Consider the following 15,348-nt stretch of genomic DNA (forward strand, 5'->3'; position numbering starts at 1 on the left):
GCCCGCAGGCGGTGGTGTTGCTGCAGTGTTGCGCCACCTGACGGCGCATTCACAAAGCTCTGAGCTGCGGTTTCGGCGGGGTGGCGGAAAGATCCGCCACCCCGCCGACCGAGGGGTGGACTAGCGCTGTCCCACGATGCGGCCGGTGACCTCGCCGAGGCCGACGCGCGTCCCGTCCGGGCCCGGGGCCCAGGCGGTGAGGGTGACGGTGTCCCCGTCCTCCAGGAAGGTGCGCTTGCCGTCGGCGAGCTCGATCGCGTCCCGGCCGTTCCAGGTCAGCTCCAGCAGCGAGCCGCGCTGGCCGGTCTCGGGGCCGCTGACGGTGCCGGAGCCGTACACGTCGCCGGTGCGCAGGGAGGCGCCGTTGACGGTCATGTGCGCCAGCTGCTGGGCGGCGGTCCAGTACATCGACGCGAACGGCGGCTGCGCCACCTCCTGACCGTTGATGGAGACGGTGATGCTCAGGTCGAAGCCGCCGGGGCGGTCGAGCTCGGCGTCGTCCAGGTACGGCAGGAGCGGGAAGTCCCGGGCCGGCGGGGTGACGCGGGCCGCGTCCAGGGCCTCCAGCGGGGTGACCCACGCGGAGACGGAGGTGGCGAAGGACTTGCCGAGGAAGGGGCCCAGCGGCACGTACTCCCAGGCCTGGATGTCGCGCGCGGACCAGTCGTTGAGCAGGAACAGCCCGAAGACGTGGTCCTCGAAGTCGGCCAGCGGCACCGGGCGGCCCAGCTCGGAGGGCGTGCCGACGACGAAGCCGACCTCCGCCTCGATGTCGAGCTTGACGGACGGGCCGAAGACCGGCGCCGGGTCGGTGGGCGCCTTGCGCTGCCCGGAGGGCCGTACGACGTCGGTCCCGGAGACCACGATGGTGCCGGAGCGGCCGTGGTAACCGATGGGCAGGTGCTTCCAGTTGGGCGTCAGCGCGTCGCCGTCCGGGCGGAACATCCGCCCGACGTTGGTGGCGTGGTGCTCGCTCGCGTAGAAGTCGACGTAGTCGGCGACCTCGTACGGCAGGTGCAGGGTGACCTCGTCGAGCGGCAGCAGGTGCGGCTCGACCGTGGCGCGGTGGCCGGGGTCGGTCACCCAGGCGGTCAGCGCGCGGCGCACGTCGCGCCAGGCGGTGCGCCCGGCGGCCAGCAGCGGGTTGAGGGAGGACTGCCCGAGCAGCCCGGCGTACGGGGAACCGAGCGCGGCGGCGGCCGCCCCCGCGTCGAGCACGTGCCCGCCGATCCGCACGCCGATCCGGCGGCGGTCCTCCGGGGACGTCGAGAAGACGCCGTACGGGAGGTTGTGCGGCCCGAACGGGTCGCCCTCGGGGAGATCGAGGGGGCTCTGCTGGGGCATGGGGTGCTGCCTCGCTTTCGACGCGGTCCGGGGGTGTCCCGGTAGACACGGGTGCGGGACACGCTACTCAGGATCCCGCGGGAAAGCGCGGGCACCCGGTCGGAGATGAAACACACCCCGGGACGACGCTCGTGGTCAGGTATCCACAGTTCCGGTCATATCTGATCTTTTGGTGCGTGCTGCCGATCGAGGGCTCTACGGTCGGGGTTGTGCACTTCCCTGCCCCGTCCCTGTCCCGTTCGACACGGGAGCGCGTCAAAGTGACGGATGGGACGTGGGGGAGGCCGGATTCGGGCTCTATTTGTAGGACTTGTCCAAAGGGGTCCGTATCCTAGGCGCCGTGACTTCCGCCCCGCCTCCGGCCCTCCCCTACGCCTTGATCGCCACAGACCTGGACGGGACTCTGCTGCAAGCCGGGGACACCGTCTCCGCCCGCTCGTACGAGGCGCTCGCGAGGGCGCGCGCGGCCGGCGCCCAGCACATCATCGTCACCGGACGCCCCGTTCCCCAGGTCCGACACGTCCTCGACCGGCTCGGCTACACGGGGCTCGCGGTGTGCGGGCAGGGCGCGCAGGTGTACGACGCGGCGCGCGGACGCCTGCTGCGCTCCGTCTCCATGGACCGGGATCTTGCCGAGGTGGCCCTCGGCAAGATCGAGGCGGAGATCGGCGAGGTCTACGCCGCGGTCAACCAGGAGGGCCTGGACGCGGAGATGCTGATAGGGCCGGGCTACCGGATGTGGCACCCCCACCTGCCGACGGTCCGCGTCCCGCGGCGCTGCGACCTGTGGTCGGCGCCGATCAACAAGGTGCTGCTCCAGCACCCGGAGCTGGACGACGACGAACTGACACGGGTGGCGCGGTCGGTGGTCGGCCACATGGTGAACGTCACGATGGCGGGCGAGCACACGGTGGAACTCCAGCCGCCCGGCATCGACAAGGCCAGCGGGCTCGCGCGGGCGGCGGACGTCCTGGGGGCGTCCCCGGCCGGGACGATCGCCTTCGGGGACATGCCGAACGACGTCCCGATGTTCGCGTGGGCCGCCCACGGGGTGGCCATGGCCAATTCCCACCACGAGCTGGTGGCGGTGGCCGACGAGATCACCTTGTCCAACGAGGACGACGGCATCGCGGTGGTGCTGGAACGGCTCTTCGGCTGACCGCCGTCTCCGGGGGCGCCGCCCCCGCACCCCCGCGCCTCAATCGCCGGCGAGGCTGGATTCGGCCGGCGCCGGCCGCCGGGTGCGGCGTGGTTGCCCGCAGGGCAATCCCAGCCCCTCCGGCGTTTGAGGAGCGGGGTCCGGGGCGGAGCCCCGGGGCCGCCCGCCGGGGCGGTCGGCCCCGCTCAGCCCGCCGCGCGCGGCAGACGGCGTTCCCACGTCCGGTGGAAGACCACCTCGTCCCCCTCCCGGCACACCACCTCGTTCGACGTCAGGAAGCCGCCCTCGTCGCAACGGATCTCCGACCGGGTCTCCACCCGCGCGTCCCAGCCCAGTTCCGGCCGGTGGAGCCGGATCCGCCACCGCGAGAACGTGCGCGCCGACAGCGCGTCCGCGTCCTGGATCTCGTACACCTCCTCCGCGTCCTCCCCGTACTCCAGGCCGTCCGGGTACACCCGAGTGCCCCCGTACCGCGGGTCCACCTCCAGCCGCCACGTCCCGCGCGCGACGTCCCGTACGACCAGCCGCTCCGGGCGCGGTTCGTCCAGCGTGGCCGGGAAGGCGACCCCCAGCGGCGGCGCCTGCTCCGGCGGCTCGAAGACGATCCCCTCGTCCACGGCGGACGCGGCGGACGCGGCGGACGCGGCCCGCACCGGCAGGGTCAGCGCGCTGCCCGCCGGGTCCAGGGTCCAGCCGGCCTCGGACCCGGCCCGCGGCCAGATCCACGGCCAGTACGCGGAGGACACGGCCAGCCGGATCCGGTGCCCGGGCGGGAAGGCGTGGCCGATGCCGTTCAGCTCGAAGGTGACGTCCTCGTACGAGCCCACCGGCCACGGCACGGCCCGGTCCCGGCCCTGGCGGGCCGACAGGTTCAGGGCGCCCCGCGTGACCAGCGTCGAGGTGCCGTCCGGGGCGACGTCGCACAGCCGGGCCACGACCTGCCCGTACGGCACGTCGAGCCGCAGCCGCAGGGTCACCGAGGGCCGGCCCAGGATCTCCACCGGCTCCCCGCCCCCCACCGGGAACTCGAAGCAGGCCGACTTCGCGTCCTCCTCCCGCTGGTCCGGCGGCAGGTCGGCGTCGTTGCCGAAGGGGAAGAAGCGGCCGGCGTCCATTCCGGTGTGCTGCGGGGAGGCGACGTCCACCGGCGCGCCCTGGAACACGTACGGGACGGGGATCACGGACGCCGAAGGCCAGGCCTTCTCGCCGACCCAGCGCCCCGGGAGCTCCTCGTACACCGTCGCCGGCGGGTGCGAGTCGCTGATCCAGGCGCGCAGCAGCGGCTCGTCCATCACCCCGTTGTCCGTGCCCCTCAGCCAGTGGTCCCACCAGCGCAGGGTCTCCTGGAGGAAGCCGATCGCCGGTCCGGGCGGCAGCCCGCGGTCCGGGTACTGGTGCGACCAGGGCCCGATCAGGCCGCGTACGCGCCCGGACGGCAGGTGCTCGACGAGCCGCAGCACGGCGTCCCGGCAGGGGTCGTGCCAGCCGCCCACCGCGAGCACCGCCGCGCCGATCGCCGTGTAGTCCTCGCAGACGCTGCCGTGGCGCCAGTAGGCGTCGCGGGTCTGGTGCGAGAGCCAGGTGTGGATCAGCGGCTCGACGGACTCCAGCCGGTCCAGCCACTGCTGCCGCCAGCCGTCGCCGGCGAACAGCGGGTCCGGCGGCCGGGAGGCGAAGGCCAGCATGGTCGCCGCCCACGCGTGCATGTCCACGGCCAGCACCGAGCCGCCCATGTAGTGCGCGTCGTTGTCGAACCGGTCGTCCGTCGAGCAGACGGTGACGACCGCCTTCAGCGCCTCGGGGGCCAGGGCGGCGATCTGGAGGGAGTTGAAGCCGCCCCAGGAGATCCCGAACATCCCCACCGCCCCCGTGCACCACGGCTGCGCCGCCAGCCACTCCACCACCGCGACCCCGTCCGCCAGCTCGCGGGCGTCGTACTCGTCGCCGGGGCGGCCGCCGCTGCAGCCGTGGCCGCGCACGTCCACCCGTACGGAGGCGTATCCGTGGCCCGCGTACCAGGGATGGCGCTGCCAGTCGCGCGGCGCGGTCCAGTCGGTGAGCCGGTACGGGAGGTACTCCAGCAGCGCCGGAACCGGCTCGTCCGTCACCGGGCGCCAGACGCGCGCGTACAGCTCCACACCGTCCGCCATCGGGATCCGGACATCCTCGTGGGTGGTCTCGTACGGGAACGCGGTACGGATGATCATGTGTGAACCACCTCAATGGACCTCAGTGGACGGGTGGCGAGCACGGTGAAGGCGAGGCAGCCGCCGAGGATCCGCCACACGGCCCTGCGCATCGCGTCGGGCGCCGGGGCGTACTCGGCGGAGTGCGGTCGGCGAGCCATCCGCCGGCGGCGGAGAGGAGGGGGACCATGGTCCCGTAGGCCGCCGAGGCGGAGGCCGCGGTGCCCGGGCTCAGCCCCGGGCCGCCCCCGGCCACCGTGTCCGCGGGCTCGTCCCAGGCGGTCGCGATTCTGGACAAAACGTATGCTCCGGTTGTTTCGGCTCCTCCAGAACATACCGGTGTGCATCGGACAGCGCTCGGGTGGTGGCCGGGAAGGCGCTCTCGGTGATCGAAAACAGACCCGATACGCTGGCTTGAGTGATGGCAGCGACACATCGACAATCCATGTGATCGTCAGCGTGATCGTCAGCAGACAGGAGTACCCCTCGTGACCGTCGTCGGGCCGTTCGGACTGAGCGTGCGGGACCAGGCTCTTGAGACCGATGTCCAGGCCGGACTGGCCGCCGTCGAGGCGGGTCTGCTGGAGGCCACCAAGAGCGAAGTCCCCTTCATCACCGAGGCCGCACAGCACCTGGTCCGGGCCGGAGGCAAGCGGTTCCGGCCGCTGCTGGTGATGCTCGCGTCCCGTTTCGGGGATCCCTACGCGCCCGGAATCGTTCCGTCCGCCGTGGTGGTCGAGCTCACGCACCTGGCCACGCTCTACCACGACGACGTCATGGACGAGGCGGACGTGCGCCGCGGCGTCGAGAGCGCCAACGCGCGCTGGGGCAACTCGGTCGCCGTACTGACGGGCGACTTCCTCTTCGCCCGCGCCTCGCACATCCTGGCCGACCTCGGACCCGAGGCCGTACGCATCCAGGCCGAGGCCTTCGAACGGCTGGTGACGGGTCAGATCCTGGAGACGGCCGGTCCGCGCGACGGCCGCGACCCCGTCGCCCACTACCTCGACGTCATCGCCGGCAAGACCGGCTCGCTGATCGCCGTATCCGGCCGCTTCGGCGCGCTCATGGCCGGCGCCGACGAGTCGGTCGTCGACATCCTCACCCAGTACGGCGAGCGGCTCGGCACCGCCTTCCAGCTCGCCGACGACGTCCTCGACATCGCCTCCGACGCGCACGAGTCCGGCAAGACCCCGGGCACCGACCTGCGCGAGGGCATTCCGACGCTGCCCGTGCTGCGGCTGCGCGAGATGGCCGAACGGGACGGGCGCCCCGAGGACCTGGAACTCGTACGCCTCCTGGACGGCGACCTGACGGACGACGCCCGCCACGCCGAGGTGCTGACCCGGCTGCGGGCGCACCCCGCCCTGGAGCAGGCCCGCCGCGACACCATCCGGTACGCGGAGGAGGCGCGGGCCACGCTCGCCCCGCTGCCCGAGTGCTTCGCGAAGGCGGCGCTCGAAGAGCTCTGCGACGCCGTGGTGCACCGCGCCGGCTAGTCCCCCGGGCACCCGCATTATCGGAACGGGCCCTTCCGCCCCGGCGACCCCTACGGGTCCGGGCAGGAGGGCCCTTCCCGTGTCATCCCACGGTCGTACGCACAGTTGCGTCCGGGGGCTGACGCCCCCGAGCCGGTGATTTGGTCAGATGGAGTCATCAACCCCACCAGATCGGGTGAGCGCGGCGACACGGCGGTCGCCGCCGTCGACACAAGAGGGCAGGGCACTGACATGGCAGCGAACACGAAGACTTCTCGCAAGGTCGCCCGGTACGCCGTACCGGTGGCGGTGGCGGGTGTTGCCGCGGCGACCGTGGCGATGGTCCCGGCCTTCGCCAACGCCGGCGGGCCCGACCTGCCGAAGGTGACGGCGCAGCAGCTCATCGAGAAGGTCGCCGCCTCCGACGTACAGCAGCTGTCGGGCACGGCCAAGATCAGCACCGACCTGGGCCTCCCGAAGATCGCGACCGGGCTGCTCGGCGGCGGCGGGGTCGCCGGCGGCTCCGCCAACCCGGAGGACAAGGTCGCGCAGCTGGCGAGCGGCACGCACACCTTCCGCGTCGCGGCAGACGGCCCGGACCGCCAGAAGCTCACGTTCCTGGACGGCAAGGACGAGTACATCCTCATCCACAACGGCGACGACGTCTGGGGCTACGACTCCAAGTCGAACGAGGTCTTCCACGAGAAGAACCCGCAGACGGGCAAGGACGCCGGCAAGGACCACAAGACGGCCGACCGGATGGGTGCCTCCCCCCAGAAGATCGCCGAGGAGCTCCTGAAGGCCGCCGGCCCGACCACCGACGTCAGCGTCGGCGACACCGCGCAGGTGGCCGGCCGGGACGCCTACCAGCTGGTGCTCAAGCCCAAGCAGAGCGGCTCCACGGTCGGCTCGGTCCAGATCGCGGTCGACGCCAAGAACGGCGTGCCGCTGCGCGTGCAGCTGCTCTCCGCCCAGGGCGGCAAGCCGATCGTGGACGCCGGCTTCACCAAGGTGGACTTCGCCAAGCCGGCCGCCGACACCTTCACCTTCACCGCGCCCAAGGGCGCCAAGGTGACCGAGGGCGTGGACGGCTCGGGCAAGGGGGACAAGGACCACTCCTTCAAGGCTCTGGAGTCCTTCCCGGGCCTGGACGGGCTGCTGGGCGGTCCGAACGGCCAGGGCGACGTGAAGGTGCTCGGCGAGGGCTGGGCGACCATCGCGCGGATCGACTCGGGCGCCGGCAAGGGCCTGAAGGACCTGGAGAACGACAAGAACGCCCCGAAGGAGGCCAAGCAGTTCCTCGACTCCCTCGGGGACAAGGTCACCGGGAAGTTCGGTGAGGGCCGGGTCCTGTCGACCCGCCTGGTCAACGCCCTGGTCACCGACGACGGCAAGGTCTACGTCGGCGCGGTCACCAAGGACGCGCTGGTGAAGGCGGCCGACGCCAACAAGTAGTCACCCCGCACGAGAGCGCCGCAAGGGTGGGCCGGGACTGTGTCCCTGCCCACCCTTGCGGCATTCCGGCTGTCCGTACAGCACACCCGCTGTACGGTGTTGGACATGTCGAGACACGTCACCATCCGCCTGGACGAGGACTTCCACGAACGCCTGAAGGCACGTGCGGCGGCCCTGGGGACGACGGTCACCGCGCTGATCACCGAGGTCACCGAACGCGAACTCGACGAGAACCGGAAGAACTTCCTGTCCGGCATAGAGGAGTTCGCCGACCACTGGGGCTACTTCCAGGAGCGGTTCGGGAATTGAAGATCACCATGGAGTGGGCCTGGACCGCTCTGGCCCACCATCTCCCGTCCGACCCCGCCGTGTGGGATCCCTCCGGGGTGGCCGCCGCGGTCGCCCGCCACCAGAACGACCTCGTCCTGGTGCCCGAACAGCCCGCCCCGGACACCGCGTGGCGGGCCGCCGCGTTTCTGCACACCCTCGCGGTGTGCCCGGCGCTGGAATCCCCGATGAACGAGTTCTACGCGGCCGCCGCGACCCGCTCGTACCTGCGCGTGGCCGGGGCCCGGCAGCTGCCCTCGCCGGAGGAGCTCGGCGATCTCGTGGAGGCGGCGAAGCTGGGCCGCGCGGACATCGCGGCCGTCGCCGAGGAGCTGCGCGCCCGGATCCAGGAACCGCTGCCCGCCTCGCTGCAGGGCCGCGCCGAGGAGACGTAGCCGAGACGGCGGCGAGCCCCGGCACGATCGGGTCGGATCGTGCCGGAGCTCTCGGTGCTCTCGGTGCTCGGGCCGTGTGCCGCGTGGCCGGCGGTGCGCCTAGAAGGTGATCTTCCAGCTGTTGATGTAGCCGATGTCCTGCGCGGCCGCATCCTTGACCCGGAGGTTCCAGACCCCGTTCGCCACCTCGCTGGAGGCGTTGACGGTGTACGACTGCACGAGGTTGTCGGCGCTGCCGCCGGTGCGGTTGTGCAGGTTGTAGACCGTGCCGTCCGGGGCCACCAAGTCGACCACCAGGTCACCGCGGTAGGTGTGGACGATGTTCACGTCCACCTTGGTGGTGGCCGGGGCGTTGCCCGCGACACCCGAGACCGTGATCGGCGAGCTGACCGCGGCGGCGGGGGAGTCGGGGATGTTCACGTCCGTCGTGTTCTCGAAGGACTGGCCCGGCGGGACCGGGGTGCCCGCCCCGAGGTTCCAGATCGCGTACGCGATGGCGTCGGCGTTGCGGTCCAGGGCCGTGTCGTTGATGTTCGACAGGCTGTCGCAGGAGGAGTGGTAGCAGCGGTCGAAGGCCTGACCGGAGGTCCCGCCCCACTTCTGCGCCTGGGCCGCCGTCTTCGTGTAGTCGGCGCCGGAGAACAGGCCGCCGACCGGGATGCCCGCGTTCTTGAACGGCGCGTGGTCGGAGCGGCCGTCGCCCTCGGTCTCGATCTCGGTCGGGATGCCGAGGCCCGCGTAGTAGTTCTTGAAGGTCTGCTCGATGGTCGGGTCGTCGTCGTAGACGAAGTAGCCCGGGTTCGGCGAGCCGATCATGTCGAAGTTCAGGTAGCCGGAGAGCTTCGCCTTCTCGGCGGCCGGCAGGTTGTTGACGTAGTACTTCGAGCCGATCAGGCCCAGCTCCTCCGCGCCCCACCAGCCGAAGCGCAGGTGCTTCGTCGGCTGCAGGCCCGCACGGGAGACGGCGAGCGCGGCCTCCAGGACGGCGGCGCTGCCGGAGCCGTTGTCGTTGATGCCGGCGCCCGCGGTCACCGAGTCCAGGTGCGAGCCGGACATCAGCACCGAGTTGGGGTCGCCGCCCGGCCAGTCGGCTATCAGGTTGTAGCCGGTGGCGCCGCTGGAGGTGAAGGTCTGCAGCGTGGTCGTGAAGCCGGCCGCGTCGAGCTTGCCCTTCACGTAGTCGATCGAGGCCTTGTAGCCGGCCCTGCCGTGGGCGCGGTTGCCGCCGTTGTTCGCGGCGATCGTGGAGAACTGCGACAGGTGGGCCTTGACGTTGGCCAGCGGGATGTCGGGCGGGGTCGGCGCCGCGGTGACCGCCGTGGGGGCGGCGAGAGCGGCGGGGGCGGTGGAGGCGATCAGGCCGGCGACCGCGAAGGCGGTCACGGCAACAAGGCGCCGGGAGACGGACAGGCTCATGTGGGGGCTCCGGGATTCCGCGGGGATTTGACGGAACGAGCGGGATAGAGCAGGTGAGCGTTAGTGCGTCAGTGCGAGCCTGATGTTCAGCGAGAGTATGACTGTCCGTCAAGACCACAATTCGGTCAGGGCAGTTCGGAAAACGGACGATCCCCGGTACAGGTGCCCTGTACCGGGGATCGTGGGTGTGGAGCGTTTGCTGGTGTGTGCCTGCCGACAGGCTCTTACGCTGGCTCGCGAGCCGGTGCCGGCGCGGCGGCGGGGGCCACCCCGAGGGCCGCCCGGGACCGCCGTGCCGTGCGCAGCGCGTCCCAGGTCAGGAGGGCGAGCGCGGCCCACACCAGGGAGAAGCCGGCCCAGCGCTCGGGCGGCATGGCCTCGTGGAAGTACAGGACGCCCAGCCCGAACTGGAAGACGGGGGCCATGTACTGGAGCAGCCCGAGGGTGGACAGCGGGACGCGGATGGCGGCCGCCCCGAAGAGCACCAGCGGGATCGCGGTGACCAGCCCGGTCGCGGCCAGCAGGAGCGCGTGCCCGACACCCTGCGAGGTGAAGCTGGACCGGCCCTGCGAGCCCAGCCACAGCAGGTAGCCCAGGGCCGGCAGGAACAGCATGGCCGTCTCGGCGGCCAGCGACTCCAGCCCGCCCATGTTGAGCTTCTTCTTGATCAGCCCGTACGTCGCGAAGGAGCAGGCCAGGGCCAGCGAGATCCACGGCGGCCGCCCGTAGCCGACGGCGAGCACGAGGACGGCGACGAAGCTGATGCCGACCGCCACCCACTGCACGCGGCGCAGCCGCTCGCCGAGCACGAGCACGCCCATCGCGATGCTGACCAGCGGATTGATGAAGTAGCCGAGGCTCGACTCGACGACGTGGCCGTTGTTGACCGACCAGATGTAGAGGCCCCAGTTCACGCTGATCACCGACGCGGCCAGCGCGGTCAGGCCGAGCTTGCGCGGCTGGCGCAGCAGCTCCCGGATCCAGCCCCAGCGGCGCACCGCGAGCAGCGCCAGCCCGACCACGGCCAGGGACCACGTCATGCGGTGGGCGAGGATCTCCACGGCCCCCGCAGGCATCAGGAGCGGCCAGAAGAGGGGGACCAGCCCCCACATCCCGTATGCGCCGAATCCGTAGAGCAAACCCGTGCGCTGCTCGTTCTCCGCCTTCACGGGGCCTCCTGTGCGACTTCCAGCCAACTTCACGACCGTAGCGCCGCGCGGCCCGGATGTCATGCCCGTAATCACGAGATACTCATGACATCTTCCGGGGCTTGCGTGGACGGGCCCGTGGTGCCGCCCGCCACGGGCCGCCGCCTCCGAGCCGCCCCGAGCCCGCCTCAGGCCCGCCCCGAGCCCGCCTGAGGCCCGCCCAGGGCCCGCGGCCGGGTTCCGCCGCTGCCCGCCGGGGACTCGGATCAGGCCAGTGCGGCGCTGATCGCCTCGGCCACCGGGGTCGTCGGCCGTCCGATCAGCCGGGCCAGGTCACCGCTGGTGCCCGCCAGCCGGCCGCGGGCGATCGCCGCGTCCACGTCGACGAGGACCGCGGCGAAGGGTGCGGGGACGCCGGCGCCGGTCAGGATCGCCAGGTGCTCGGCGGCCGGGACCTCCTTGTACGCGATCTCCCGGCCGGTCTGCGCCGACAGCTCCGCCGCGTACTCCGTGAAGCTCCAGGCGGCGTCGCCGGAGAGCTCGTAGACCCGGTTCAGGTGGCCCTCGCCGGTGAGCACCTCGGCCGCGGCGGCCGCGTAGTCGGCCCGCGCTGCCGAGGCGACCCGGCCCTCGCCCGCATTGGCCACGACCGCTCCGTGCTCCAGGACGACGGACAGGTGGTGCGTGTAGTTCTCGTGGTACCAGCCGTTGCGCAGGAAGGTGTACGGGATCCCGGAGTCGAGGACGGCCTGCTCGGTGCCCTTGTGGTCGACGGCGAGGTCGAAGTCCGCCTCGGGGCCGCCGAGGATCCCGGTGTAGGCGAACTGCGCCACGCCCGCGGCCCGCGCGGCCTCCAGTACGGCGGTGTGCTGCTCCACGCGCCGCCCGACCTCGTTTCCGGAGATCAGCAGGACCCGGTCGCCGGCCCGGAAGGCCCCGGCCAGTGCTTCGGCGTCGTCGTAGTCGGCGACGCGGACCTCGACGCCGCGCTCCGCCAGGTCGGCGGCCTTCTCCTTGTCGCGGACGACGACGGCGACCTGGTCGGCGGGGAGGCGGTTCAGCAGTTCCCCGACGACGAGACGGCCGAGGGCTCCGGTGGCGGCGGTGACGACGATGCTCATGATGACTCTTCCCGTGGGTGGCGCTGGGCAGTAACACCACCCTACGGGAAGCGCTAACTTTTAGAAAGTGCTTCCCGTGGGATTGTGTACGAGGCGCGGGGGAGACACGCCGAAGCCCGGAACTCCGGGGAGATCCGGGCTTCGTACTTCGTGCGGCTTCGTACGGCCGGGTCCGTGTCGGTGTCCGCGTCCGTGCCCGCGTACGTGTCGCGCGGGTCAGCCGACGACGGTCCAGGTGTCGTTGCCGGACAGCAGCGCGCCCAGGTCGCCCTTGCCGCTGCGGTCGATCGCCGTGTCGAGCTGGTCGGCCATGAGGGTGTCGTAGACGGGCCGCTCGACGCTGCGGAAGACCCCGATGGGGGTGTGGTGCAGGGTGTCGGGGTCGGCCAGGCGGGAGAGCGCGAACGCCGTGGTGGCGCTGGCGGTCTTTGCGTCGTGGACCAGGATCTGCGACTCGTTGGCCGGGGTGACGTCGACGACCTCCAGGTCGCCGGTGGCCGGGTTGCGCACGACGCCCTTCGCGTCGTCCGCCCCGAAGCGGATCGGCCGGCCGTCCTCCAGCCGGATCACCGCCTCCAGTGCCTGGTCCCTGTCCTTGAGGACCTCGAAGGCGCCGTCGTTGAAGATGTTGCAGTTCTGGTAGATCTCGACGAGCGCCGTGCCCTGGTGGTCGGCCGCCGCGCGCAGCACCTCGGTGAGGTGCTTGCGGTCGGAGTCGACGGTACGGGCGACGAAGGAGGCCTCGGCGCCGATCGCCAGCGACACCGGGTTGAAGGGCGCGTCCAGCGAGCCCATCGGCGTGGACTTGGTGATCTTGCCGACCTCGGACGTGGGGGAGTACTGGCCCTTGGTCAGCCCGTAGATCCGGTTGTTGAACAGCAGGATCTTGAGGTTGACGTTGCGGCGCAGGGCGTGGATCAGGTGGTTGCCGCCGATGGAGAGCGCGTCGCCGTCGCCCGTCACGACCCATACGGACAGGTCACGGCGGGAGGTGGCCAGGCCGGTGGCGATGGCGGGCGCGCGGCCGTGGATGGAGTGCATCCCGTACGTGTTCATGTAGTACGGGAAGCGGGAGGAGCAGCCGATGCCCGAGACGAAGACGATGTTCTCCTTCGCCAGCCCCAGTTCCGGCATGAAGCCCTGAACGGCGGCGAGCACGGCGTAGTCCCCGCAGCCCGGGCACCAGCGGACCTCCTGGTCCGACTTGAAGTCCTTCATCGACTGCTTGGACTCGGACTTGGGCACCAGCGAAAGCAGTGTGCGGGACCCTTCGGTCACGGTCACCTCAGTCATTGATGGCCTCCTCGAGAACCTTGGCGAGCTGCTCCGCCTTGAACGGCATTCCGTTGACCTGGGTGTACGACTGGGCGTCGACCAGGTATTTCGCCCGGATCAGGGTGGCGAGCTGCCCGAGGTTCATCTCCGGCACCACTACCTTCTCGTAACGCTCCAGGACCTCGCCGAGATTCCTGGGGAAGGGGTTCAGGTGGCGCAGGTGGGCCTGGGCGACGGGGAGTCCGGCGTTCCGCAGCCGGCGGACGGCCGCGGTGATGGGGCCGTAGGTGGAACCCCAGCCGAGGACCAGGGTGGTGGCTCCGTCCGGGTCGTCGACGTCGAGGTCCGGCACCCGGATCCCGTCGATCTTGGCCTGGCGGGTGCGGACCATGAGGTCGTGGTTGGCGGGGTCGTAGGAGATGTTGCCGGTGCCGTCCTGCTTCTCGATGCCGCCGATGCGGTGTTCGAGGCCGGGCGTGCCGGGGACGGCCCACGGCCGGGCGAGCGTCTCCGGGTCCCGCTTGTACGGCCAGAAGACCTCGGTGCCGTCGGCGAGGGTGTGGTTCGCGCCGGTGGCGAACTTGACCTTCAGGTCGGGCAGGTCCGTGATTTCCGGGATCCGCCAGGGCTCGGACCCGTTGGCGAGGTAGCCGTCGGAGAGCAGGAAGACCGGAGTCCGGTAGGCGAGCGCGATCCGGGCCGCGTCGAGGGCGGCGTCGAAGCAGTCCGCGGGGGTCCGCGGGGCCACGATCGGCACGGGCGCCTCGCCGTTGCGGCCGAACATGGCCTGGAGGAGGTCCGCCTGCTCCGTCTTCGTCGGCAGGCCGGTGGAGGGACCGCCGCGCTGGATGTCCACGATCAGCAGCGGCAGCTCCAGCGACACCGCGAGGCCGATCGTCTCCGACTTGAGCGCCACACCGGGGCCGGAGGTGGTGGTCACCCCGAGCGCCCCGCCGAAGGCCGCGCCGAGGGCCGCGCCGATCCCGGCGATCTCGTCCTCGGCCTGGAAGGTCCGCACGCCGAAGTTCTTGTGCTTCGAGAGCTCGTGCAGGATGTCCGAGGCCGGGGTGATCGGGTAGGAGCCCAGGTAGAGGGGCAGGTCGGCCTGCTGGCTCGCGGCGATGAGGCCGTAGGAGAGGGCCAGGTTCCCCGAGATGTTGCGGTAGGTGCCGGTGGGGAAGGCGCGGGTGGCTGGGGCGACCTCGTAGGAGACCGCGAAGTCCTCCGTCGTCTCGCCGAAGTTCCAGCCGGCCCGGAAGGCGACGATGTTCGCCTCGGCGATCTCCGGCTTCTTCGCGAACTTCTGCCGCAGGAACTTCTCGGTGCCCTCGGTGGGCCGGTGGTACATCCACGACAGCAGGCCCAGCGCGAACATGTTCTTGCTGCGCTCGGCCTCCTTGCGGGAGAGCCCGAAGTCCTTCAGCGCCTCGACCGTCAGGGTGGTCAGCGGTACCGGGTGGAGGTTGTACGCGTCCAGGGAGCCGTCTTCCAGCGGCGAGGTCTCGTAGCCGACCTTGGCCATGGGGCGCTTGGTGAACTCATCCGTGTTGATGATGATGTCCGCGCCGCGCGGCACGTCCGCGATGTTCGCCTTCAGCGCCGCCGGATTCATCGCCACCAGCACGTTCGGGGCGTCGCCCGGCGTGAGGATGTCGTGGTCGGCGAAGTGGAGCTGGAAGGAGGAGACGCCCGGGAGGGTTCCGGCGGGGGCGCGGATCTCGGCGGGGAAGTTCGGCAGCGTCGACAGGTCGTTCCCGAACGACGCGGTCTCCGAGGTGAACCGGTCACCGGTGAGCTGCATACCGTCACCGGAGTCACCCGCGAACCGGATGATCACACGATCGAGACGGCGTACTTCCTTGCTGCCCGGGCTCGCCGGGGTGCGTTGTCCTCCGACAACCGCACCCCCAGCCCCGTCGGCCTGCTCGGCTGGGCTGCTGACCTGGCTGGTCACTGAACTGGACCTCCTTCGAGGCGTGAGCACCCCCAGACCCACCCTACGTCGGTAGGGATCAGGCTCCCCGAAGGCGACCACATTCTGGAC

Annotated in this window: 12 protein-coding genes; 5 read left to right on the forward strand and 7 right to left on the reverse strand. The window is 71.2% G+C overall.

The window, feature by feature from the left end; all coding sequences use genetic code 11:
• Positions 1–120: 120 nt before the first annotated feature.
• Entirely contained in the window at positions 121–1,344 is a 1,224-nt protein-coding gene (gene fahA, locus OG472_RS26265) for a fumarylacetoacetase (RefSeq protein WP_401607500.1), read from the reverse strand.
• Positions 1,345–1,684: 340 nt separating this feature from the next.
• Between fahA and OG472_RS26270 the strand changes: the two genes are divergently transcribed.
• A complete protein-coding gene (locus tag OG472_RS26270; RefSeq protein ID WP_401607498.1) occupies positions 1,685–2,503 on the forward strand; it encodes a Cof-type HAD-IIB family hydrolase in 819 nt (272 codons plus the stop codon).
• 185 nt (positions 2,504–2,688) lie between these two features.
• Here the strand turns inward: OG472_RS26270 and OG472_RS26275 are convergent, their stop codons facing one another.
• Positions 2,689–4,710, reverse strand: coding sequence for a CocE/NonD family hydrolase (locus OG472_RS26275; protein ID WP_405942116.1), 2,022 nt, complete (start codon positions 4,708–4,710; stop codon positions 2,689–2,691).
• 467 nt (positions 4,711–5,177) lie between these two features.
• Here OG472_RS26275 and OG472_RS26280 point away from each other — a divergent pair, with 467 nt between their 5' ends.
• From OG472_RS26280 to OG472_RS26295, 4 genes are all read left to right on the forward strand, one after another.
• On the forward strand, positions 5,178–6,188 hold the full coding sequence (locus OG472_RS26280; RefSeq protein WP_383573927.1) for a polyprenyl synthetase family protein: 1,011 nt from the start codon (positions 5,178–5,180) through the stop codon (positions 6,186–6,188).
• 231 nt (positions 6,189–6,419) lie between these two features.
• The gene (locus OG472_RS26285; RefSeq protein ID WP_405942117.1) at positions 6,420–7,622 is read left to right on the forward strand and encodes a LolA family protein; all 1,203 of its coding nucleotides are present in this window, start codon (positions 6,420–6,422) and stop codon (positions 7,620–7,622) included.
• Between the two features lie 105 nt (positions 7,623–7,727).
• Entirely contained in the window at positions 7,728–7,931 is a 204-nt protein-coding gene (locus OG472_RS26290) for a hypothetical protein (protein WP_383573923.1), read from the forward strand.
• Positions 7,928–8,344 carry a hypothetical protein gene (locus OG472_RS26295; protein ID WP_401607490.1) on the forward strand — a complete coding sequence of 139 codons (417 nt, stop codon included), beginning with the start codon at positions 7,928–7,930 and terminating at the stop codon, positions 8,342–8,344. Before OG472_RS26290 ends, OG472_RS26295 begins: the two co-directional genes overlap by 4 nt.
• Before the next feature lie 99 nt (positions 8,345–8,443).
• Here OG472_RS26295 and OG472_RS26300 read toward each other — a convergent pair whose 3' ends face one another.
• The 5 genes from OG472_RS26300 to OG472_RS26320 all read right to left on the reverse strand — a co-directional run bounded on the left by OG472_RS26300 (position 8,444) and on the right by OG472_RS26320 (position 15,258).
• Positions 8,444–9,760, reverse strand: coding sequence for a M28 family metallopeptidase (locus tag OG472_RS26300; RefSeq protein WP_405942118.1), 1,317 nt, complete (start codon positions 9,758–9,760; stop codon positions 8,444–8,446).
• A 224-nt stretch (positions 9,761–9,984) separates the two neighbouring features.
• Positions 9,985–10,929, reverse strand: coding sequence for an EamA family transporter RarD (rarD, locus tag OG472_RS26305; RefSeq protein WP_405831557.1), 945 nt, complete (start codon positions 10,927–10,929; stop codon positions 9,985–9,987).
• Positions 10,930–11,174: 245 nt separating this feature from the next.
• Positions 11,175–12,029, reverse strand: coding sequence for an SDR family oxidoreductase (locus tag OG472_RS26310; protein ID WP_405831559.1), 855 nt, complete (start codon positions 12,027–12,029; stop codon positions 11,175–11,177).
• Positions 12,030–12,245: 216 nt separating this feature from the next.
• On the reverse strand, positions 12,246–13,322 hold the full coding sequence (locus tag OG472_RS26315; RefSeq protein ID WP_401607481.1) for a 2-oxoacid:ferredoxin oxidoreductase subunit beta: 1,077 nt from the start codon (positions 13,320–13,322) through the stop codon (positions 12,246–12,248).
• A complete protein-coding gene (locus tag OG472_RS26320) occupies positions 13,315–15,258 on the reverse strand; it encodes a 2-oxoacid:acceptor oxidoreductase subunit alpha (RefSeq protein ID WP_383573914.1) in 1,944 nt (647 codons plus the stop codon). Before OG472_RS26320 ends, OG472_RS26315 begins: the two co-directional genes overlap by 8 nt.
• Positions 15,259–15,348: the final 90 nt, after the last annotated feature.

Source organism: Streptomyces sp. NBC_00207 (genome assembly GCF_045160965.1).
Classification (GTDB): Bacteria; Actinomycetota; Actinomycetes; order Streptomycetales; family Streptomycetaceae; genus Streptomyces.